Source organism: Bordetella muralis (assembly GCF_054781015.1).
This window is the reverse complement of sequence record NZ_BAAGVF010000008.1, coordinates 779,060-801,441: the sequence shown is the minus strand read 5'-3', so window position 1 is coordinate 801,441 and position 22,382 is coordinate 779,060. Positions and strand designations below refer to the sequence as shown.

Sequence of the window (22,382 nt, the reverse complement as noted above, 5' to 3'; positions counted from 1 at the left end):
CGGGCGTCGCCGTGCCGGCGATGCCCGGCGCAGTGGCTGCGGGCTGACGCCAAAGCTGGGTATTCATGCAACGACAAGGGTCTCCACCGCTGTTCAGGCGCGGCCCGCCGGTAGAAATCCGGTTGGCCGTCATGGTCGCCTTGTCGCTCGCCTTGCTGGTCCTAGACTCTCAGTTTCATCTGCTGGAGCCGTTGCGACGCGCGGTTTCCATTGGGTTGTATCCGTTTCAGCGCACTGTCATGGCGCCGCGCGATTTTGTGCGGCAGTTCAACGAGTGGGTGGATGCGGCCAACCGTAACCGCACCGAAAACGAGGCCTTGCAGCGCCAGCGTATCGAGTTATCCCAAGTTACGACCCATGCGGCCCAATTGGCGGCCGAGAATGCGCAGTTGCGCCGGTTGTTGGGCGTGACCGACACCGTCGATCAGACTGCAGTGGTGGTTGAAGTGCTGTATGAGCCGGCCGATAGTTTTCAGCAGCGCCTGGTCTTTAATAAAGGCAGTCAGGCGGGGTTGGCGCCCGGCATGCCAGTGATCGATGAAGGCGGCGTGGTGGGGCAGATCGTGCGCGTGACACCGCAGGCTTCCGAAGCCGCGCTGGTCACGGACGAACGAGTGTCGGTACCCGTTCAGGTGTTGCGCAACGGCCTGCGTTTGATTGCCTTTGGTTCGAACTCGCCAGGCCGCATCGAGGTGCGCTTTCTGGCGGCTAATGCCGATATCCAGGAAGGCGATACGATCGTCACGAGTGGCGTGGGTGGCTTGTTTCCCGCAGGTCTGCCGTTGGCCAAGGTGTTGACAGTCGAACGGGATACGGCGTCCGGGTTTGCGCGAGCCGTATGCGAGCCTTTGGCGCATCCTGAGCGCCATCGCCATTTCCTGGTGCTGCAAGTCGATGTCGCTCGCGCAGAGTCTGATCTTCAAGAGGCTGAATCCGGTGGATCGCAATAACTCGTCGGCCCAGCAGCCCCCGCGCCGTCTGGGTACGCCTCGCAACGTCCCTCCCGAGCATTTGTCGCGTCCGGCCAATGTGATTTTTGTCTGGGGCTCGATCGTGGCGGCGTGGTTGCTGTCATTGTTGCCCTGGCGTGTCTGGGAGGGAGCCCCCGATATTCTGGTGCTGGTCCTGGCCTTTTGGTGCGTGAACGAGCCGCGCCGGGTCGGGCTGGTCGCGGCATTCTGCTTTGGATTGCTGATGGATGTGCACGATGTCAGTGTGCTGGGCGCGCATGCGTTGTCATATACCATGGTGGCGTATGGGGCGGTGGCGCTGCATCGCCGGCTGCGGCATTTTGACTTGTGGAGCCAGGGCATACACATGTTGCCCGTGTTCTTTGTCGCGCGCTTGGTGCAACAACTGGTGTTGGCGTGGTTGGCCGGTCGATGGTCCGGCTGGGATTGGGGACTGAGTGTCTTGTTGACGGCGGCGCTGTGGCCGTTGATAGGTTTCGTGCTGCATTTGCCGCAGCGAGGCACTGACGACGTTGAGTCCTCGTCGGTCTAGCGCCGGGTTGGATAGCGGCGCGCCATGTTTGAATTCAAAAAAATCGGCCAACAGCAAAAGCAGCGCTTTGGGCTGCGCGCCTGGGTGGGCGGTTTGTTTGCGCTGGCGTGCTTTTGCGTGCTGGCTGGGCGTTTCTGGTTTTTGCAAGTAGACCGCTACGAGGGCCTGTCCGAACGAGCCGATCGTAATCGTATTGCCGTGGTTCCCATTGCTCCACGCCGGGGAGAGATCCTGGATCGCAATGGCGTCGTGATGGCGCGCAATTACCGAACCTACACGCTAGAGGTCGTGCCGGCCCAGGTCGGCGATATGGATGCCATGCTGGCACGCTTGACGCCTGTGGTGTACGTCAGCCCAGGCGATCAGCGTCGATTCAAACGCCGGGTGCAGGAGTCGGGGCGGTACGCCAGTCTGATACTGCGCAACAACTTGAACGATACCGAGGCATCCTGGTTCGCTGCTCACGCTTTCGAGTTTCCCGGCGTCGAGTTGCGTGCTCGTTGGGTGCGCGAGTATCCCCAGGGCGCCACGGCGGGACATGTGGTGGGTTATATCGGCCGCATTGCCGAAAACGATATCGAGGCGTTGGAAAGCGCGGGCGAGCTGGGTAACTACCGCGGCACCGATGTGATCGGTAAAAAGGGTATCGAGAAAAGCTGGGAAAAGGCGCTGCACGGGCAGACCGGGATCGAAGAGGTCGAGGTCAATGCCAGCGGGCGTCCTGTGCGGACGTTGCAGCGTACTGATCCGGTGCCCGGCGTGGACGTCATGCTGTCCATCGATCTGGGCTTGCAGCGTGTGGCCGAAGAGGCTTTTGGAAATCACCGTGGGGCGTTGGTTGCCATCGATCCCAACACGGGCGAGGTCCTGGCGTTTGTCTCTAAACCTGCGTTCGATCCGAATCTGTTCATCGACGGCATCGACGTAGAAAACTGGCGCTTGTTGAACGAGTCGCCGGATCATCCGCTGATCAATCGGCCCTTGTACGGTACTTATCCGATTGGCTCGACCTATAAGCCTTTTGTGGCGTTGGCGGCGCTGGAGCTGGGTGTGCGCGACGCCAAGACGCGTATTCCCGATCCAGGCTACTTCGAATTCGGAGGCCAGCGTTTTCGGAACGCTGGGGGTGCGGCGTATGGCATGACCGATATGCACAGGGCTATCGTCGTGTCCTCAGACACGTATTTCTATTCGCTGGGCCCGGAAATAGGGGTGAACCGGTTGCATGACTTTGCCAAGCAGTTTGGGTTCGGACAGATTACTGGTATTGACCTGGATGGCGAACGCAGGGGCGTGTTGCCCTCGACCGAGTGGAAACGCCAGGCATATAAGGACCGGAGGCAACAGCAATGGTACGCGGGAGAGACGATTTCGGTGGCGGTGGGGCAGGGGTATAACTCGTTCACATTGTTGCAGTTGGCACAGGGGACATCGACCTTGGCCAACGATGGTGCTTATCGGAAACCGCATTTGGTACATGCTACGCGCGACACGCATACTGGCGTCGTGACGCCAACGCCGTCGACACCGGAATATCGCATTCCGCTAAAGCAAGAGAATGTCGATCTCATCAAGAGCGCGATGGTCGGCGTGGTGCGGTCGGGGACGGCACGGCGCGCCTTTGCCGGCGCGGCATACCAGGCAGCTGGCAAAACTGGAACGGCGCAGGTGTTCAGCCTGCGCGGGGCTCAATACCGCGCGCATGAGCTGGATGAGCGTTTACGCGATCATGCGTTGTTCATGGGTTTTGCGCCGGCCGATAAACCGCGTATTGCCGTGGCGCTGCTGGTGGAAAACGCTGGCTGGGGAGCGAGTATGGCGGCTCCTATTGCGCGTACGGTGTTCGATTATTGGCTATCGCGACCCGCCACGCCTACGGCTGGCTCGCGCATCACCTTGCCGCCAGATGTGCCGCCGTTATCTGTCCCGGCTCAAAGCGATACTCCCGTTCCTACGGGGGTGTCGGCCCCTGTAGTGCCTGGCGCGACGAGCCCAGACGATCTCGTGGAGCCGCCGCCCGGGGTAGTGCTGGATGACGCGCCACAGGACGAGCCGTTGCCTCCGCTCATTCCTGGTTCGGATACGCCTCCCCCAAGCATGAGGCCTCGATCTGCACCCAAAGTGGCGCCCGCCCAGCAAGCCCCGAGGGCGACGCAGCGCCCCTCTACTGCGCCCGCGCGGTCCGATTTGAACGACTTGTTTGAATCGTCTGGATTCGGAGTGAAGCCATGAAACGTCTGGGCGCTATCCTGGTCCGCGTCTTTCTCGCCTTTGACTGGCCATTGCTGATCATTCTGGCTTTGTTTGCCGCGTTGGGTCTGACGGTGATGCATTCGGCGGTGGGCAGTACCGATTGGCGTTTTGCCGATCAGTCGCGCAATTTTCTCATTGCGTTCTGCGCGATGTGGGCGGTGGCCTTGGTGCCGCCGCATATGCTGATGCGTCTGGCATTGCCGTTTTACATTGTGGGCGTTGCACTGTTGCTGGGGGTGGAGTTTTTTGGTGAAACCAGCAAGGGCGCCACGCGTTGGCTGAACCTGGGCATTACCCGTATTCAACCGTCTGAAATGATGAAAATCGCTGTGCCGCTCATGTTGGCATGGTATTTCCAACGGCATGACGGCGATGTGCGTATCCGCGACTTTGTTGTCGCTGCGGCGATGCTGGCCGCGCCCTTTGGCCTGATTGTGTTGCAGCCCGATTTGGGAACGGCGTTGTTGGTGTTTGGCGCGGGGTTTTTCGTCATTTATTTCGCCGGGTTGTCCTTTAAATTGCTTGCCCCGATTGCGATTGTCGGTATCTTGGGGATAGGGACGCTGATCTATTACGAAGACACGCTATGTGAACCCGGTGTGGACTGGGTGGTCTTGCACGACTATCAGAAGCAGCGGGTGTGTACTTTGCTCAACCCCAGTTCTGATCCATTGGGCAAGGGGTTTCATACGATTCAGTCGATGATCGCCGTGGGCTCCGGGGGACTCTATGGCAAGGGGTATATGCAGGGGACGCAGACTCACCTGGACTTTATCCCAGAGCGTACGACGGACTTTATTTTTGCGGTGTATGCCGAGGAATTCGGACTGTATGGGGGCGTGGCGATGCTGCTGTTGTACGCCTTGCTCATCGCTCGAGGATTGACGATTGCAGTGCGGGCCACGACGCAGTTCGGTCGTTTGATGGCGGGGGCGTTGACGATGATGGTGTTTATCTATGTGTTCGTCAACGTGGGGATGGTGACGGGGATTTTGCCTGTAGTGGGAGTGCCGCTGCCGTTCATGAGCTATGGGGGGACGGCGTTGTTGACGATGGGGATTGCTTGCGGGATTTTGATGAGTGTGTCGCGGTATCGGGGGGATAAGACCTAGCGGCCTGTCTAGTGCGGCAATACCAGGATGCGGTCAGGCATGGTGGGGTGGGGCAGGATGTCGGCTTCGATGTCGTAGACGGTTCGCAGGTTGTCGCGGGTCAGTACGTCTTTTGGGGGGCCGTTGGCGATGACGGTGCCGTTGCCCAGCATGATGAGTTGATCGCACCAGCGGGCAGCCAGGTTGATGTCGTGGACGATGACCAGGACGCCCAGGCCATGGGTATGGGCGAGGTCGGCGGTGGTGCGCAGCAGTTCGATCTGATGTTTGGGATCCAGGCTGGAGATGGGCTCATCCAGCAAGAGATAACGCGAGAGGTTGAGGTCATGCTGGGCCTGGCATTGGGCCAGGACGCGGGCGAACTGCACGCGTTGTTGTTCGCCGCCGGACAGATCGGGATAACGGCGTTGGACCAGGTGGGGGACGCCGGCCAGCGCGAGCGAGGATGCCGTCAGTTCCTCGACTTCGACGGGGTCGAGTTCGGGGAAGGGATAAGCGCCCATGGCGACGACTTCTTGTACGCCCAGATCAAATGTCAGCGAGGGCTTTTGCGGCAGGACTGCGCGTTGCCGGGCCTGGCGTCGCGGAGGGATGCGAGTCAGCGGTGTTCCGTCTAATTCGATATGGCCACGGGTCGGAGAAAGCTCGCCGGCGAGGGCCGCGAGCAGCGTGGATTTGCCGGCGCCATTGGCGCCCAGCAACCCCAGCACCTGGCCGGGCTCGATGCTAAGCGAGACGTTGGACAGAATGCGTGTCGAACCACGCGATACATCTAGGTCTATCGTACGCAGGCTCATTAGAATCGCCGTCCTCGTGCGAGCAGCCATAGAAAAAACGGTCCGCCGACCAAGCTGGTGACTAGACCTATGGGCAGTTCAGCCGGAATCACGACAATGCGGGCCAGCCAATCGGCCAGCGTGAGCGCCAGGGCGCCAGTCAGCATCGAGGCAGGCAGCAGCCAACGATGATCGGCACCCAAGGTCATGCGTACGAGATGAGGCACGACGAGTCCGACAAAACCGATGCCGCCTGTGGCGGCCACGAGTGGACCCACGATGAGTGCAGTGGCCATGACGAGTTTGTAGCGCACAGTGACGAGGGCGAAGCCGAGATGCTGGGCTTCGCGTTCCCCCAGCAATAGGGCGTTCATGGCGCGCCACTGGCGCATCAGCCAGAAGGACCACACGAGTGTCCACGGCGCCAGAAAGGCCAACAATGACCAACTGGCGCCCGCCAGGCTGCCCATGTTCCAGAACGTCAGGTCACGCAGTTGCGCATCGGAGGCCATGTAGGTAAGCAGCCCGATCAAACTGCCGGCGACGGTGTTGATGGCGATACCTGCCAACAACAGGCCGGCGACGCCCGGCACGCGTCGCCCGACAGCATAGGCCGCTGCCGTGGCCAACAGGCTGCCTGCAAAGGCGGCAGGTGCGGTGACCATGAAGCCGCCCGCGGTCAGCACGATGGCGGCCACAGCGCCCAGTGCGCCGCCGGCGGAGATTCCGACCAAGCCGGGCTCGGCGAGCGGATTGCGAAACAGGGCCTGCATCGCTGCACCGGAAATCGCCAGCGCCGCGCCCGCCACGGCGGCAAACAAGACGCGTGGTAATCGAATGTCCAGCAGCACGTTGCGCCATAACGTGTCGTTAGGCTGCGAGGCGTCGGAGGTCAGTACGCGCAACGCGTCTGCCAAGGGGATGTGGACAGCGCCGCTCAAGGCGGCGAGCAGGGCCACTGAGAGCGCGGCAATACCGAGTCCGATCAGAACGGTGGGAGGATGCGCCCGCCTGGTCGGCGGTGCCAGGCGGTCAGCCTTGGCGAGCGACACAAGCGGTCTCCTTGAGTGTGCGTATGGCTTGCGGCAGCCGCGGCCCTGTGCCTAGTGCAAGCAAGTCATCCATGACGACGATGCAGTGATTTGTTGCTGCAGGCGTGGCGGCGATGCCCGGCGTTGTGCGGAATTTTTCCATGCCGCCCGCTGCCTCCAGCGACATGCGGGGGACCACGATGACTTGAGGCGCCAGCGCACCGAGTGCTTCGGCTGAGATGGGTTTGTAGCCTTGTTGATCGGCGAGTACATTGACCAGGCCGGAGAGCTCCAGCACGAGTGCGGCTGCTGTGTCGCTGCCCGCACCTAGAGGCGTGCCCGTGCGGTTCATCAGCAGCACGGCGCGCGCGTGCGACTCGGGCAAGGCTTGCGCGTCGCTTAACGCGGTTGCGACGGATGTGGCCAGTTGCTTGCCGCGCTCCGGGACGCCCAGGGCTTTGCCGATCTGCAGAATGCGATCGTTGAGTGATTGCACGCTGGGTTTGTCAGAGATGATTTCAAGGGGAACGCCGACTTCCTTCAGACGCGCGAGCGCCGTAGGGGGACCCGATTGTTCAGACGCCAGCACCAGGTCCGGATTCAAGGCAAGTACGCCTTCGACGGGCACGGCACGGTAATACCCGACGCGCGGTAACTTGGTCGCCGCCTCGGGATACAAACTCGATTGATCGTCGCCGACGAGACGATCTCCTTGATCCAGGGCATAGACGATTTCGGTGACCGTGCCGCCCAATGTGACAACGCGTTGAGCGGCAGAAGGGGGATCATTCGCCGCTTGTGCGGCGCTGGTGACCCAGACTGCAGCGATTGCAGCGGCGATCGTCTTGGCTAGACTGGCGGCCATGGTGCTTCCTTGATGAGGCGTCGTGTTTCCGTACGGCGGATAAAGGGTCGACTGATCAGAGCGTGTTGGTACTTAAGCTTAGCCGTTCTTGGCGGTACTGAGTACGCGACGCCCTGATCATGGAGGGCGTTACGCGGCTAACGGCTCGGCGCAAAGGCTGCTCAATAGACTGCGCCATTCGGCAAGCTCCGGTTTGCCGGGCTTGCGTTCACCAAAGAACTGCACGATGAGATCCCCATTGGCGTTGTAGACCTCGAGCGATGTGACCCAGCCATCGCTGGTGGGTTTGCTGACGACCCAGGCCGAGTCGATAGCATCGGTGTTCAGATGCAGGTTGAATCGCGGATCGAGCACGTTGAACCAGGGCCCCGTGCGCAACAGCTTGGCGACCGGACCGGTGTGGATCTGAATCATGCCGGGGTTGCCTACAAAACACATGATGGATAGGCTGGACTGCGCTGCAGCCTCCAACATGCGTTCGGGAGTCGTGGTCTCGACCTGTTGCGCCAGATCGAATCCTGCGGCCTTCAGTGCAGCCAGGCGGGACACCTTGAATTTACGCAGCAGAGGAAAGAACTCATGTGTGTCCTGCATGGCCAGCCAGGCGGTGCGCAGCGCGTCAGGATCACTGACGATGTCGGACTCGTCTTTGGCCGCATAAGGTTTGGTCTGCGGCCAGACAGGCTCGCCTGCGAAGCGTGCGACAAGCGCGTCATAGGCGGCGACGTCCGTGGTATCTGTGCGATAGACCTTATGCACGGCAACGCCTGCACAGTCAAAGAATTGCAGGCTATGCCGGCCGTCCTGTTCAACGGCCCAGGCAGAGTCCCAGGTGCTGAAGAACACGCGCAAATCGATGTCAGGTCCCAGCACGAGGCCGACCGGGCCTTCTGCCTGGATGGACTCGTAGCGTCCGTGGCGTTCATGGACACACCAGTCGTTGCGCGTCAACGCCATGACTTCGCCCAACGATCCCAGTTCGCGGAATATCGCTTGCGGGGACGTGGCGCCGGTCAGTGCGGTGGCGCGCAGCCCGTTGCATTCGGCAGCGACCCATTGGGCTTCGGATACGTTCAGTGCTTGAGCGAGATTGCGCGCGCGTTGGCCCGGCTGTTCGGCGACCAGGGCATCGTTACGAGCGCGCAATTCGGCGGCCAACTGGGTGAAAGAAGTGTTGCTCATGGATGACTCCTCTGTCCGGGTACGGCGGGCGACCCATAGTCCCGGGCCGCCGCTCGGCAGGCCCGTGGTTCAGTATTGATAGGTTAATGACACGCGCACACTGCGCCCAGGTTCGGTGTACCAGTCTACCGGATGGGGCAAGGCAGATGGTCCAGCCGTGGGAACGTTGATGGCTTCCCAGTATTTTTTGTCGAACAGGTTGAATACCCCTGCACGGACTTGCAGCCCCTTGACGGCGGCTGGTTTCCAGTAAGCCATCAGGTCCACGACGCCATAGCCGGGAGCACGGAAATCAGGATTGGGTGCATCGGTGGTCGCGTCGGGATATTCGACTTTGTTGCGTTGTGCGGATAGCGTCCACACGGCGCTCGCACCCCATTCGCTTCGGTCGTAGCCCAGGCCCAGAATCGCTTTGAAAGGCGGTACCGAATTCAGATACTGGCCAGTGCTTTGGTCTTTGCCGACAGTCCAGGCCAATGATCCCCAAGTGCGCCAGTTCGGGGTGAAACGCCAATGTGCCGAGGCCTCGGCACCATAGATACGCACTCGGGCGCGGTTGGCAGCTGTTGTGACACCCAGCGGATACTGTCCATTCCAACTGTCTTGCCATTGCGGATCGCCGGCCGTCACCGGTATCTGGGTATCGATGAAGTTTTGATAGCGCGTGTCAAAGAACGACAAAGCCCCGCCGAGATCCTCGTTGCCCAGGCGAGCGCCCAATTCCCAGCCCCGGCTGGATTCAGGCTTCAAATCAGGATTGCCCGCACGCAGATATGTGCCTGGTGCGCCGTAGTTCGTATATAGCTCGGTGGCGCTGGGGGCGCGATAGCCGTACGCATATTGCGCGTAAAACGTGACTTGCTCTTGTGCTTTCCAGGTTCCCAACAAGCTTGGCGAAAACCTGCCGCCGCTCGACGAAGGCGGCAGTGAACCGGCATTGGGGTTGCTGTCGTAGCTGCCGGTGTTTTGTGGTTTTTGCTCGTAATGATCGTACCGGATCGAAGGCGTCAGCGTGTAGCGGCCCTGGGCAAACGCAAACTCATCCTTTGCCCATAGCGCCCATTGGCTGCCTTTGACGCGTGGCATGTCCGCCTGATTGGTGTGCAGCATGTCGCAGGAACGTGGGCCGAAAGGCGCGGGCAGTCCCGCCGGAATATCAGGGCAGTTGTCGTAGCCGTCCGAATATTGCTCGGTGCGATTGCCCATCCATTCGGCGCCCACGGTCACGGTCTGCGATACCGATCCCTCGATTCGCCGTGTGGCTTCGCCGCTGAAACCGAACAGCGTTTCCTGAATCGAGTTGTCCCGCCCATAAGCTCCGGTGGGATAACCGTACATGAACGGGTCGCCAGGGATAATCGACGCGCGCGTATCCCTGGTGCGCTCGCCATCCAGCCCCTGATCGAGCCGCAGGCGCTGCCAATACACGACGGCCTTGGCACTGTCGATCAGACCGCCTGCGCTTGGTGCCTGGTACTCGTAGTCCACGGAAACGCGTTCACGTTTGATCGTTTCGCTGGCTGTGTTTTCGCCAATTTGGTAGCTGGTGCCCGGGCCCTGCAGATATTTGCTGTCGGTGTCCGAGTCATAGTGAAAGTATTCGCCCGTCAAACCGAAGCGGTGGCCGCCTTCTATGCGCTGCTGCAGTTTCAGCATGACGCTGCGTTGCGTGTAGTCCTCGGGATCAGCTTTGTCACGGCCGTCGCCGTAGCCGCCGTGGTCGGCGCGGTTATCCAGCTCATGGCCTTTGCGGATACCTGCTTGCAATAACCAGGTGGTGTTCTCGGCCAGCCGGGCCGCCAAAGCAGCATTGGCGGCCCGGCTGTTGTCCGCCGAGTCGTAGTCGCCTTTGACCAGTGCGCCAAAGTTGCGCCCGTCTTGCAGCAGATCGTCGGGATTGAGCGTGCGTAACTCCGCCGAGCCTCCTAGCGCACCCGATCCGACAGAGGCAGAGTCCGTACTGCGCACGATATCCAGACTCGATAGCGAATTGAAGTCGACCGCATTCAAGCCGCCCTTCACCCCGCGCGCGCCGTCGTCCAGCCACGGCAGGCGGATGCCATCGATGCGCGTCAGGACGCGATTGCCGTCCATGCCGCGAATATTGATGCTGTTGTTCTGGCGGTTGAAATTGACACCGGCGTCCATGCGTTTGCCTACGTCCTCCCAACTGCGTACTTGCAGGTTATCCATGTCCTGGCGCGTATTGGTGCTGACCCAGGCCGGATCGGATCGCAAGGCATCGGCTTGTACCGTCACGGGCGTGAGTTGCGAGACAGTGTCTTGGGGTTGCAATACGAATGCCCCGTTGCCGTGTTCGCGGGCGGCGAGTCCCGTACCCGCCAGGAGGCGACGCAGGGCTTCGTCAACAGGGTAGGCGCCCTGCAGGCCGGTACTTTGGCGGCCCTGGACCGTTTGAGGTTGGAACAGCACGGTGATCCCGGCCTGCTCGGCAAAATGCGATAGCGCCGCGCTCAGCTCGCCCGCGGGGACTTGATATACCCGTTGCTGCGCTACCGTTCCGGCCGATTGCGCCCAGGCTGGGGGGCAAAGCGCCAGACCACCAGCGATAGTCACCCCCAACAGTGCACGGCTGATGGCGCACGCCAACGTGGTTCCTCGGGAAGAAAAACGGATATCGGGCAAAGCGGGCGCGTGCAGTGTGTCCATGGGGTTCCTTTCGGACAGGGTCTTTGGATACAGGCCATGACAGCCTTTGCCTTCCATGACCCTGCACGACACAAAACCGGACATCGATCACCCACATTAAGTGCAACAAAATAAAACTACGCCTGTGTGGCTGCCGGTCCGAGCGTGACCCAGTACGAGGTCCGGTAGTTCACCTGCACGGGCAACAGGGCCGGCAGGGCTTGCAACACCGCATCGGTGTTGCTCAACTGAAAAGTCCCGGAAATCCGCAGTGCGGCAACAGCCGGATCGCAACGTATGATGCCGGACCGATAGCGAGCCAATTCCGCAGCAAACACATCCAATCGCATCGCATCCGCGTGCAAGGTGCCTCGCAGCCAATCCGGGTCGCGCGTATCCGAGGTTTGCCGCGAGTAGACCGTATCGGCGTCGAACGCCGCTTGTTGTGCTGCGTTCAAGCGGACACGATGTGTGGCAGCCCTGGCCGGCGAGACTTCCACCTGACCGGTAGTGACGTTGACCAGGCACCGCTGGGCATCGAGCCGGACGGCAAAATGCGCCGCGGCATCGGCGTGGATGGCGCCCATCCGGGTTTCGATGCGCAGCGCAGGGCTGCGTTGCGGCGAGGCTTGCACGTAGATTTCTCCATCGCGCAGCCATAGTGCATGGTCCGTGTCGGTGAATGCTTCGTCGATTGCTGTCGCGGTATTGAGCCAGACCCGCGATCCATCGGCCAGCAAGATCTCGCGCCGTTCGCCCACTGCCGTGCGATGGTCGGCCCGCCAGCGCACGACGGGCGCCGCATTCCATGTTGACCAAGCCACAGGCGAGGCCACCAGCAGGGCCACGAGCGTCTTGAGTGCGGCTCGGCGCGATTTCGCTGCCGGCCGATCCAGTGTTGCCATGCCCACTTCAGCGGGGATCAAGCCAAATGTGCGACTTAATGCCTGCGCGCGTTGCCAGGCGCGTTCGTGCTCGGTGTTGTCAGCGCGCCATCGGTCGCACGCGCGCACATCTGCTGCCGTGGCGTGGCCAGAGCCCAGCCGCATCAGCCAACGCGCTGCTTCGCGCGCGACACCGCGATCCAGCGGAGCCTCGGCAGGAGTCACGAGCTCGCGAGCAGACATTGTTCGTATCCTTGCACGATGTAGCGCTGTACCGTGCGTACCGATACCTGCAGACGCTGTGCGATCTCCTCGTAGGGCAAGTGTTCCAACTGCGCCAGCAAAAATGCCTGGCGAGCGCGTGCCGGCAAGGTATTTAGCGCCGCATCGATCTCGTGCAGTGCTTCGAGGATCAGCAATTGCTGTTCGGGCGAGGGGGCCAGCGCCGCCGGCATCGCAGCCAGCGCCTCTTGATAGGCCCGTTCCAGCGACTGACGCCGATAATGATTCAGCACCAGACGTTTGGCGATAGTGGTCAGGTAGGCGCGCGGCTCGCGCACCATGGTCAACTCGGCGCGGTGCCGCAGCACGCGGACGAACGTATCCTGGACCAGATCTGCTGCATCGCAGGCGTTGCCGACTTTGCGGCGCAACCAGCCGTCGAGCCACCCATGGTGGTCGCGGTATAGACCGTGAACGGCGTCTTGTGAGGCGGGCAGGGAACGCAGCATTAATGAATGTTAATGTAAATGAGAAATAATCTCATTTTAAATAAATCGGCTGGAGATGCAACCGGTTGCCGCGGACCGAACATGAAAGGCGCCGCTCGCACTGGGCTACTATGGACTCCGACTTTTCAATGAGGTGTCACGTCGATGGGGCAGTCCCAAGAGCTGCAGTTGTTGGTCGAACTGGTCCGTGCGGGCAGTCTGTCGGCGGCGGCACGCGAACTGGGCGTGACCACCGCCGCTGTCAGCAAACGTCTGGCTCAGATCGAAGACCGCCTCGGCGTGCGCCTGCTCAACCGCAATACCCGGCGTCTCAGCCCGACGGCCGAGGGTGAGCTGTATCTGGAAAACGCGCGACGCATTCTGCGTGACATCGATCATCTGGATCAATTGATCGCCAGCCGGCAGGCGCAGCCGCGAGGATTATTAAAGGTGAACGCACCGCTGGGATTCGGACGCAGCTATATTGCGCCGGCCATCGTGCTGTTTGCGCGCCGCTATCCCGAGGTCGAGGTGCAGTTGCAACTCACTGACACGCCGGGCGATTTTGTACAGGACGCGTTTGATGTCGCGATACGCTTTGGCGATATCCCCGATGGGCGTCTGATTGCCCGCCCTATTGCGCCGAACCGTCGTCTGGTCTGTGCATCGCCCGAGTATCTGGAAAAACATGGTCGTCCGCAGGTACCGCAGGATCTGGCGCGCCATCAATGCATCGTGCTGCGTCAGAACGATGATACCTATGGCCTTTGGCGCTTTACGCGGGGTACCTATGGCGAAACGATCAAGGTCCGCGGTGCGCTGAGCAGTAACGATGGAGAGGTCACATTGACCTGGGGCCTGGCCGGCCTGGGGATTTTGCAGCGCGCCGAATGGGATCTGGCGCGCCATCTGCGTGCTGGCAGACTGGAATTGCTGCTACAAGATTACGCCCTGCCGCCCGCCGATATTCACGCCGTTTTTCCCGAACGTCATCACCTGTCGGCCAAGGTGCGCGTGTTTATCGATTTCCTGGTGGAATATTTCCGGGACAGGCGTAAAACCGGCAAGGGCGACTCTTGGTAATCAGTTGACCACGACGTTTGCTTGCTTGACGAGTTTGGCGTAGTCGGTGGTATCGGTCTTGATGCGTTCGGCCATTTGCACACTGCTATCGCCTATCGGCACGGCGCCGATCTCCGCCATTTTCTTGCCGAAATCCGGCGACTGGATGATCTTGACCATGTCGGCATTCAGGCGCGCGACGATGTCGGGCGGTGTGGTGGCAGGAGCCAGGACGCCAAACCAGGTGCCCATATTGAAGCCTTTCAAGCCGGCCTCCTGCATCGTCGGGACATCGGGCAATGCTGCGGAACGTTTATCGGTCGTGACAGCCAATGCCCGCAGTTTGCCTGACTTGATGTGAGGCAATACAGGAGTAATCGTATCGAACGACATGTCGATCTGGCCGCCCAGCAGATCCGTCGTCAACGGACCGCTGCCCTTGTAGGGCACGTGTAGCAGCGAGACGCCGCCGATCTCCTGAAACTGCGCGCCGATCAGATGCTGTCCGGTGCCGACGCCATTCGAACCAAAGGTCAATTTGCCGGGCGTCTTGCGGGCCAGGGCCAACAGTTCCTGCACATTCTGGGCGGGCACCTTGGGGTTGACGACCAGTATGTTCGGCACCAACGCTACCGTGGTGACGGGTGCAAAGCTTTTCTGAAAATCGTACTGCAGGTTGTTGTAGACGCTGGTCGCAATCGTGTGGTGGACTGCGCCCATCAATAGGGTATAGCCGTCGGGGGCGGCTTTGGCCACGTAATCGGCGCCCAGCGTGGCGCCGGCGCCGGGCTTGTTTTCGACGATAACGGGCTGGCCCAGACTCTTGGCCAACTCTTGACCGAGGGTACGCGCCAGCACATCCGTGGTGCCGCCAGCCGGGAAGGGCACGATCAAGTTCACAGGGCGCGTGGGATAGCTTTGTGCCGTCGCACCGCTTGTCAGCGTGATGCCGGCTGCGCATAGCACGCCGGTCAGCGCGAAGCGCAGACCATGCTTTGCAGGTTTCATGATGTCTCCTCGTTGTGGTTGCCGATCTGTGGTGATCGATTTTTTTAGGCGCACAGTTGTGCTGCTATGCATATGTCGCGATTGCTCGTGCGCAGGCAACTGCACATAGTGCCGCGACCGGTAGCCGGTCACGGCATTTCGCTCGTATTACGCAGCTTGGGCTTGTGCTGATGCCTGCTTCAGGTGGTGGCACACCGCTTCAGTGACTTGTGCCGTCGTGGCTTTGCCACCCAGATCACCCGTATGCAGTGCGGGATTGGCAGTCACGTGTTCCACGGCCTTCATGACACGCTGGGCTGCCTGATGTTCGCCAAGATGTTCCAGCAGCATCACCACGGACCAGAACGTGCCGATCGGGTTCGCCAGGCCTTTGCCCATGATGTCGAAAGCCGAACCGTGAATTGGTTCGAACATCGACGGGTAACGGCGTTCAGGGTCGATGTTGCCGGTCGGCGCAATCCCGAGGCTGCCGGCCAATGCAGCGGCCAGGTCACTCAGAATATCTGCGTGCAGGTTGGTCGCGACAATCGTGTCCAGCGTCGCGGGCCGATTCACCATGCGGGCGGTCGCAGCATCGACCAGCTCTTTATCCCAATGCACGTCGGGAAACTCGCGGCTGACTTCAACGGCAATTTCGTCCCACATCACCATGGCATGGCGTTGCGCGTTGGACTTGGTGATCACCGTCAGTTGTTTACGCGGACGAGATTGCGCCAGACGAAAGGCGAAACGCAGAATGCGTTCGACACCGGCGCGCGTCATCATGGACACGTCGGTGGCGGCTTCGATGGGTTGGCCCTGGTGCACGCGGCCGCCGACACCCGAGTACTCGCCCTCCGAGTTCTCGCGCACAATCACCCAATCGAGTTGTTCGGGCGTGCAGCGTTTCAGCGGCCCGTCGATCCCGGGCAGAATGCGCGTGGGGCGCACATTGGCATACTGATCCAGGCCCTGGCAGATCTTTAGGCGCAGACCCCATAGCGTAATGTGATCGGGGATGTCCGGGTCTCCCGCCGAGCCAAACAAAATAGCGTCTTGGCCGCGCAAGTCATCAAGCCCATCGGCAGGCATCATGACGCCATGTTTGCGGTAGTAATCACCGCCCCAATCGAAATTCTGAAACGCAAAGGCAAACGAGCCGTCTGACTCGGCCAATGCCTGCATGACCTGTTGGCCGGCCGGGATGACTTCTTTGCCGATGCCGTCGCCGGGAATGGTTGCAATACGGTATGTTTTCACGTGCCTGACTCCTGCCGGCGCCGATCGCCAGCGTGTGTCAGGCACTGTACCTATCGCCGCACCGTATGGGTGCAAGGGCGATTCAAAGCATTATTAACTTCAGGTTAACGATGCACCGCACTCATCAAGTCACCGCGCCGCGCCGCGAAAACTGGGGCTCTTTCCAGATCTCGCTATCGAGTATATCCGTCAAGATCTCTACCGCATCCCAGACATCGGTGTAGCCGAAGTAGAGTGGCGTGAAGCCAAAACGCAGGACCTCGGGCTCTCGATAATCACCGATGACTCCGCGGGCAATCAACGCCTGCATCACAGCATAGCCATGCGGATGGCGCAGGCTGACATGACTGCCGCGATGGGCATGCTCGCGAGGCGTGACCAGGGTCAGCGGGTGGCGGGCGCAGCGGCTTTCCACGAGGGCAATAAACAGATCGGTGAGCGCCAGCGATTTTTTGCGTACCTCGTTCATGTCTGCCTGCAGAGAAATGTCCAGGCCGCATTCGACCAACGACAGCGACACTATCGGCTGTGTACCGCACAGGTAGCGGCGGATGCCGCCTGCGGGCTCATAATCGACGGCCATATCAAACGGCCGCTGGTGTCCCCACCATCCTGATAGAGGCTGCCAGAAATGATCGGTATGGTGCGGCGCCACCCAAATAAACGCCGGCGCGCCCGGGCCGCCGTTCAAATACTTATAGGTGCAGCCCACGGCGAAATCGGCATTGGCGCCGGTCAGGTCCACCGGCACGGCGCCCGCTGCATGGGCCAGATCCCAGATGGTCAACGCGCCGTGCGCATGCGCCTGCGCCGTGACCTCTGTCATGTCATACATATGGCCCGTACGATAATTCACGTGCGACAGCAGCAATACGGCGACGGAATCGTCCAGCGCCTGCTCCAACGACAGATCCTCATCCACCAACCGCATCTCGTAGCCTTGTTGCAGCAGATCGATCATGCCCTGGATCATGTACAGATCGGTCGGAAAATTATCGCGTTCCGACACGATGACTTTGCGCTGTGGTGCGGCGTGCCGTTGAATGCGGATTGCGGCTGCCAGCGACTTGAACAGATTCAACGAGGTGGTATCCGTGACCACAACCTGGCCTGTGCCGGCGCCGATCAACCGGCCCAGCTTGTCGCCCAGCCGCGAGGGCAACTCGAACCAGGCCGCATCGTTCCAGCTGCGGATCAGCCCTTGGCCCCATTCCTGCCGGATGACTTCGGCACTGCGTGCCACCGCGGCTTTGGGCAGCACACCTAGCGAATTGCCGTCCATGTAAAGCACGCCCGCCGGTATGTCAAACTGCGCTTTCAGCGGGGCGAGCGGGTCTTGATGATCGGCTTGCAGGCATGCTTCACGGGTATGCATAGAAACTCCTTTATCGTCCATGAATACTACACTGCCTGATCGGCAGAAAGCGGTATTCGGACCTCGGCCGACAGCCCCCCGCCGTCGCGGTTGCTCAGCACCAATTTGCCTCCCAGTGCTGTGGCCAGTTGCTGTCCGATCGCCAGCCCCAGTCCTGTGCCGCCGGTGTCGCGGTTGCGCGAGCCCTCGACGCGGTAAAACGGCTGCAGTACGGCGCCGAGTTCGGCAGGGGGGATACCTGGGCCATGGTCCAGTACGAAAATGGACACGCCCTGCGTTCCGTGGTTCTGTACAGCGACTTCGGCTGCACCGGCGAATTTCAGCGCATTATCGATCAAATTGCCCAGGATGCGCCGCAATGCGTGCGGACGAGTCTGTATCAACCCGAACGACAGATCAGTCGAGCTCGACAACATTACCTCGCGGCCCGTGTCCTGGTAATCACATACCAAGCTGTCCAGAAAGTCGTGCAAATCGATGCGAGCGGGTTTTTCCTGAGTGCCGTGCGCGCTGCGCGCGTACTCGATGCCTTCGCGCACCAGCCGCTCGACTTCCCCGAGGTCTTGTGTCAGCTTGGTTTTATCCGTCGATTCGTCCATGAATTCCGCTCGCAGCTTCATCCGGGTAATCGGTGTCTGCAGGTCATGCGAAATCGCGCCCAGCAATTGCATGCGCTCTTTTAGATAGCTGGCGATACGTTCCTGCATCGCGTTGAACGCGGCAGAGGCTTGCGCGACCTCGGCGGGACCATGTTCGTCCAGCGGAGGGCTCGTGTTGTTGGGGTCCAGCGTGTCGGCGGCTTTTGCCAGCTGCGTCAACGGGCGAACGGCCAGGCGTACTGCCAACCAGGCACAGAGCACCAGCAGCACCAATTGCACGCACAGCACGATGGGTAGCCATACGGCCAAGGGTGGCATGGTCAAATGGATGTCCAGCACCACGGGATGGCCGTCCTGCAGCGTGATGCGAGCCTGAATATGACGGTCGTTGCCCGCCATGGCATGCACGGCGACGGGATACCGGCCGCGCAACGTGTATTCAATGGACTGGGCCGCCGTGCGCGCTGCCGCCAGGCGCAGCGGCTGGTCGGCGTCGCCGGGGCCCAATAGATACTGGCGATGTCCGCTGGACAGGCGCGCCAACCAGCCGGCACGTTCGTCAGCAGGCAGGCGGTTGAGGATATCGACAGCAATCGAGACATCGCGCTCCAGATCGTCCAGCATCATCGATTTGGTCGCGTCGTAGCGTTCATAAAACAGCAACGCAAACGACAAGGTGTGAGCCAGCACCAAACCCACCAGAAAGATCAGGAATAAGCGCGCGACCAGCGTTCGCGGCCAAAGGCGTAACGGAAATCGAGGGCGCGGCATTTTTTATTCTTCCTGGACCTCGACTGCGGCCGAGAACACATACCCCTCGCTGCGTACCGTCTTGATGTACATCGGTTCGCGAGCGTCTTCGCGCAGACGCTGGCGTACGCGGCTGACCAGCAGATCGATCGATCTGCCAAACATGTCGGCATCGCGTCCCTGTGTCAGGTTCAGTAATTGATCGCGATTCAGGACGCGTTGTGGATGATCCAGAAACACGCGCAGCAGCCGGTATTCGGCGCCGCTCAACGATACGATCGTATCTTCTTCGTCCAGCAGGTGGCGGGCGGTCGTGTCCAGCCGCCATGCGCCAAATCTGATCTGACGCCCGGGCTCGGTGACTTGAAAATTCGGGGGCAACATGCGGGTACGGCGCAAGATGGCCTTGATGCGCGCCAGGAGCTCTCGGGCGACGAAAGGCTTGACGAGATAATCATCAGCACCCATTTCCAGCCCTATCACGCGGTCCATATCGTCACTGCGGGCGGTCAACAGCAATATCGGGATTTTGCGATGCTTGCCGCTGCGTAATTCGCGGCATAGCACCAGGCCATCGTCGCCGGGCATCATGATATCCAGCACGATCAGATCGACTTTCGTGCTTTCCAGCAGCGACTTCATGTGCCTGCCATCCGCGGCCAAGGTCACCTCCAGCCCATTCTTGCGCAAGAAATTGCCTGCGAGCTCGCGAATTTCTCTATCGTCGTCGACGATCATGATGTGGTCGATTTGGTCCATTCTTAGATGCCTTATGCCGTATATAGCAGGATGGGGATCGGTATGAAGCGGAGTTGCAGGGTGAGGCGAGGCAGTTTCCTCCCGATCAGAAGTGTAGTCAAAGTACGGCTCAATGAAACCCGTTCATGTGTCGTACTGTATATAGAGCTGGACCCGATACAAGAACTTAGAAAATGACGGTGCCGGCGGCACAGACCAGATACCTGGCACGGGCGAAATGGCGTTTCCTGACAACGGAAACACACACCATGAATGCTATCAACGCTCCCATTGCGCTACTGGCTGGCGTTCTGACGATTGCTTCGCCCTGCGTATTGCCTCTTTTACCCATTTTGCTGGGTAGTTCTGTCGAACGCTCCAACCGCCTGCGCCCCTTGTTCATTGTTGCCGGTTTCGTGTGCGCGTTCGCCGGGTTGGGTATCGCGCTCAGCCTGCTGTCCAACTTGAATGAAACCGTCCACGAGGCGGTGCGTTCTATCTCGATCGTGTTGCTGGTGCTGTTTGGCCTGGCCCGCATCTGGCCGCGCCCGTATGACTGGCTGATCGCTCGTATTGGCGGACCGATACAGCGCATCGCAATGTTGTCGGGAAAGGCTGACAACGGTAATTCAGGCGGGTTCCTGCTGGGGATTTCGCTGGGTGCCGTATGGACACCATGTGCAGGTCCAGTGTTGGCGTCAATCCTGGTGCTGGCTGCCAAGGCCCAGAACCTGGGGCAATCCAGTGCGTTGTTGCTCTTTTATGCCGTCGGCGCGGGTATTCCCATGCTCGCCATTGCGTACGGCGGCAAGGCTATCGCCTCGCGTGTGGGCTGGGTGACTCGGCATACCCATCGTCTGCAGCAAGGGTTCGGTGTGCTGTTGGTGCTAACCGCATTGGCCATTCATTTCCAGTACGACGTTTTGTTTTACGCCTGGTTGACAGGGCTGTTTCACTGACCTTCGCCCGATCTGATCACATCCCGTCTTTTCTGTTCGTGCTGGTTCTCTCTGACGCGATTCTATTTACTTCGCCAGCACTTTTTTGCTTGTTAATAAGGAGCTCATCATGTTCAAAGTGTTGAAATCATTCGCTGCAGCGTCGGTATTGTTGGTATCAGCCGTACACGCGGCGCCACAACCTGCACCGGTCCCCGCGCCGGAGTTTACGGGTATTGAAAAGTGGCTCAACAGCGTTCCTCTCACGATGCAGTCCCTGCGTGGCAAAGTGGTGCTCGTCGATTTCTGGACCTATACCTGCATCAACTGCATTCGCACACTGCCTTATGTGACTGACTGGTATCAGAAATACAAAGATCAGGGATTGGTCGTCGTTGGCGTGCATACCCCTGAGTTTCCATTCGAGCGTTCCACCACGAATGTGACAAAGGCGCTGGATCGATTCGGCATCAAGTACCCCGTTGCGCAAGACAATGGCTATGCGACCTGGGACGCCTACCGAAATCAATACTGGCCTGCGGCATATTTGATCGATAAGCAAGGGAACATCGTGTATCGCCACTTTGGCGAAGGGCAATACCAGGAAACCGAGGCTGAAATACAGCGCCTGTTGGCCCAGCCGGGTTGATGCTGCTCGTACTTGCGACCGCTTTTTTCCGATACGTATCGGCTGGTCGGCATCCAGATTTGTCTCCCACTGTATCTAACCGTTCTACAGATACCTTGGGTACTAAAACCCCCGTCCACACGACATATCCGGGATACGCGACGGTCTTTTAATAACACTCATGGACAGACGGCACACGGCAGGAACCACAACACATGCCTTGCCGACTATTCAAAGCGTGCTGCGTCGTTCATTCATCCATTAATTACTTTTTATCGAGGCTTACTATGAAAACCCAATTCGCCATCTTTGCCATCGCTTTGTCCACTTTGTCGGCTGGTACTGCCGCACACGCCGCAGAGGAAACCTATGTGCCGCCGAGTTTCTCGACATTGTCGCGTGCTGAAGTCACGGCCGATCTGGCAGCTGCGAAGGCTGCGGGCAATGTGCAGCCGGGCGACCAGACCTATATTCCGGTGTCACCATCGACGCTCTCTCGTGCCGAGGTCAAGGCGGACTTGGCAGCATGGAAGCAAGCCGGTTTGTCGAGTGAATGGCGCGGCAATGCGACGCCCGATATCTTCAGCACAGCATATAGAACCAAGCTGGCTATTTACGAGCACTCGGTGGCCGCACACGCGGGCCGTATCGCTTCCGTCTCGTGATGTCTTCTGAGATGTTCAGGGATTCAGCGCCGTCTGAAAACATTGGTCTGGCCGCGAATCCTGGGTTGTCAGCATATTGCTGCAGGTCGGTGGGGGAACTCCGCTCACCGACCCTGTAGTGATTAATCCTGGCGATCAGTCACTTCGACCAGGTGGTACCCGAATTGGGTCTTGACCGGGCCTTGCACCACGTTCAACGGGGCGCTGAAGACGACTTGGTCGAATTCGCGCACCATTTGACCCGGGCGGAACGTGCCCAGGTTGCCGCCGTCGCGGCTGGACGGGCAGCTGGAGTTTTCACGGGCGACTTGGGCGAAATCGGCACCGCCTTCGATAGCGGCCTTCAGTTCGTTGCATTTGGCTTCGGTGGACACCAGGATGTGGCGTGCGCTGGCTTGGGCCATGGAGTGCTCCT

21 protein-coding genes are annotated in these 22,382 nt (G+C 60.1%); 8 read left to right on the top strand and 13 right to left on the bottom strand.

Annotated features, from left to right (window positions below):
• Window positions 1-65 precede the first annotated feature (65 nt).
• The 4 genes from mreC to rodA are packed head-to-tail and all read left to right on the top strand — an operon-like array spanning window position 66 to window position 4,868.
• Window positions 66-950, top strand: a complete 885-nt coding sequence (mreC, locus tag ACYVIT_RS21405; protein WP_415804495.1) for a rod shape-determining protein MreC — start codon at window positions 66-68, stop codon at window positions 948-950.
• On the top strand, window positions 937-1,503 hold the full coding sequence (mreD, locus tag ACYVIT_RS21400) for a rod shape-determining protein MreD (RefSeq protein ID WP_415804494.1): 567 nt from the start codon (window positions 937-939) through the stop codon (window positions 1,501-1,503). The genes mreC and mreD overlap by 14 nt, the downstream gene beginning before the upstream one ends.
• 24 nt (window positions 1,504-1,527) lie before the next feature.
• A complete protein-coding gene (mrdA, locus tag ACYVIT_RS21395; RefSeq protein WP_415804493.1) occupies window positions 1,528-3,735 on the top strand; it encodes a penicillin-binding protein 2 in 2,208 nt (735 codons plus the stop codon).
• A complete protein-coding gene (rodA, locus tag ACYVIT_RS21390) occupies window positions 3,732-4,868 on the top strand; it encodes a rod shape-determining protein RodA (protein ID WP_415804492.1) in 1,137 nt (378 codons plus the stop codon). Before mrdA ends, rodA begins: the two co-directional genes overlap by 4 nt.
• A gap of 8 nt (window positions 4,869-4,876) precedes the next feature.
• Here the strand turns inward: rodA and ACYVIT_RS21385 are convergent, their stop codons facing one another.
• The 7 genes from ACYVIT_RS21385 to ACYVIT_RS21355 all read right to left on the bottom strand — a co-directional run bounded on the left by ACYVIT_RS21385 (window position 4,877) and on the right by ACYVIT_RS21355 (window position 12,986).
• A complete protein-coding gene (locus ACYVIT_RS21385; RefSeq protein WP_415804491.1) occupies window positions 4,877-5,665 on the bottom strand; it encodes a heme ABC transporter ATP-binding protein in 789 nt (262 codons plus the stop codon).
• Window positions 5,665-6,603, bottom strand: a complete 939-nt coding sequence (locus ACYVIT_RS21380; protein WP_415804827.1) for a FecCD family ABC transporter permease — start codon at window positions 6,601-6,603, stop codon at window positions 5,665-5,667. The genes ACYVIT_RS21385 and ACYVIT_RS21380 overlap by 1 nt, the downstream gene beginning before the upstream one ends.
• A gap of 73 nt (window positions 6,604-6,676) precedes the next feature.
• A complete protein-coding gene (locus ACYVIT_RS21375) occupies window positions 6,677-7,540 on the bottom strand; it encodes a heme/hemin ABC transporter substrate-binding protein (RefSeq protein ID WP_415804490.1) in 864 nt (287 codons plus the stop codon).
• 129 nt (window positions 7,541-7,669) lie between these two features.
• On the bottom strand, window positions 7,670-8,722 hold the full coding sequence (locus ACYVIT_RS21370) for a hemin-degrading factor (RefSeq protein WP_415804489.1): 1,053 nt from the start codon (window positions 8,720-8,722) through the stop codon (window positions 7,670-7,672).
• A 69-nt stretch (window positions 8,723-8,791) separates the two neighbouring features.
• Entirely contained in the window at window positions 8,792-11,392 is a 2,601-nt protein-coding gene (locus tag ACYVIT_RS21365) for a TonB-dependent receptor (RefSeq protein WP_415804488.1), read from the bottom strand.
• 116 nt (window positions 11,393-11,508) lie between these two features.
• A complete protein-coding gene (locus tag ACYVIT_RS21360; protein WP_415804487.1) occupies window positions 11,509-12,498 on the bottom strand; it encodes a FecR domain-containing protein in 990 nt (329 codons plus the stop codon).
• Entirely contained in the window at window positions 12,477-12,986 is a 510-nt protein-coding gene (locus ACYVIT_RS21355) for a sigma-70 family RNA polymerase sigma factor (protein ID WP_415804486.1), read from the bottom strand. Before ACYVIT_RS21355 ends, ACYVIT_RS21360 begins: the two co-directional genes overlap by 22 nt.
• Window positions 12,987-13,130: 144 nt before the next feature.
• Here ACYVIT_RS21355 and ACYVIT_RS21350 point away from each other — a divergent pair, with 144 nt between their 5' ends.
• On the top strand, window positions 13,131-14,048 hold the full coding sequence (locus tag ACYVIT_RS21350; protein WP_094823620.1) for a LysR family transcriptional regulator: 918 nt from the start codon (window positions 13,131-13,133) through the stop codon (window positions 14,046-14,048).
• On the opposite strand, the gene ACYVIT_RS21345 is transcribed toward ACYVIT_RS21350, so the two are convergent.
• The 5 genes from ACYVIT_RS21345 to ACYVIT_RS21325 all read right to left on the bottom strand — a co-directional run bounded on the left by ACYVIT_RS21345 (window position 14,049) and on the right by ACYVIT_RS21325 (window position 19,757).
• Window positions 14,049-15,035 carry a Bug family tripartite tricarboxylate transporter substrate binding protein gene (locus ACYVIT_RS21345; protein WP_460478287.1) on the bottom strand — a complete coding sequence of 329 codons (987 nt, stop codon included), beginning with the start codon at window positions 15,033-15,035 and terminating at the stop codon, window positions 14,049-14,051.
• A 147-nt stretch (window positions 15,036-15,182) separates the two neighbouring features.
• Complete coding sequence (locus ACYVIT_RS21340; protein WP_415804485.1) at window positions 15,183-16,274, bottom strand: tartrate dehydrogenase; 1,092 nt, start codon at window positions 16,272-16,274, stop codon at window positions 15,183-15,185.
• Between the two features lie 124 nt (window positions 16,275-16,398).
• Window positions 16,399-17,649 (bottom strand): kynureninase, encoded by a 1,251-nt coding sequence (kynU, locus tag ACYVIT_RS21335; protein WP_415804484.1) that lies wholly within the window; start codon window positions 17,647-17,649, stop codon window positions 16,399-16,401.
• A gap of 26 nt (window positions 17,650-17,675) precedes the next feature.
• Window positions 17,676-19,019 (bottom strand): ATP-binding protein, encoded by a 1,344-nt coding sequence (locus ACYVIT_RS21330; protein WP_415804483.1) that lies wholly within the window; start codon window positions 19,017-19,019, stop codon window positions 17,676-17,678.
• 3 nt (window positions 19,020-19,022) lie between these two features.
• Complete coding sequence (locus ACYVIT_RS21325; RefSeq protein ID WP_415804482.1) at window positions 19,023-19,757, bottom strand: response regulator; 735 nt, start codon at window positions 19,755-19,757, stop codon at window positions 19,023-19,025.
• Between the two features lie 248 nt (window positions 19,758-20,005).
• Here ACYVIT_RS21325 and ACYVIT_RS21320 point away from each other — a divergent pair, with 248 nt between their 5' ends.
• The 3 genes from ACYVIT_RS21320 (at window position 20,006) to ACYVIT_RS21310 (ending at window position 21,967) form a co-directional block, all read left to right on the top strand.
• Window positions 20,006-20,695: a cytochrome c biogenesis CcdA family protein gene (locus tag ACYVIT_RS21320; RefSeq protein ID WP_415804481.1), complete on the top strand. Its 690-nt coding sequence runs from the start codon at window positions 20,006-20,008 to the stop codon at window positions 20,693-20,695.
• Between the two features lie 109 nt (window positions 20,696-20,804).
• Complete coding sequence (locus ACYVIT_RS21315) at window positions 20,805-21,323, top strand: thioredoxin family protein (RefSeq protein WP_415804480.1); 519 nt, start codon at window positions 20,805-20,807, stop codon at window positions 21,321-21,323.
• A 266-nt stretch (window positions 21,324-21,589) separates the two neighbouring features.
• Window positions 21,590-21,967 (top strand): DUF4148 domain-containing protein, encoded by a 378-nt coding sequence (locus ACYVIT_RS21310; protein ID WP_415804479.1) that lies wholly within the window; start codon window positions 21,590-21,592, stop codon window positions 21,965-21,967.
• Between the two features lie 122 nt (window positions 21,968-22,089).
• Here the strand turns inward: ACYVIT_RS21310 and ACYVIT_RS21305 are convergent, their stop codons facing one another.
• Complete coding sequence (locus ACYVIT_RS21305; RefSeq protein ID WP_094823610.1) at window positions 22,090-22,371, bottom strand: peptidylprolyl isomerase; 282 nt, start codon at window positions 22,369-22,371, stop codon at window positions 22,090-22,092.
• Window positions 22,372-22,382: the final 11 nt, after the last annotated feature.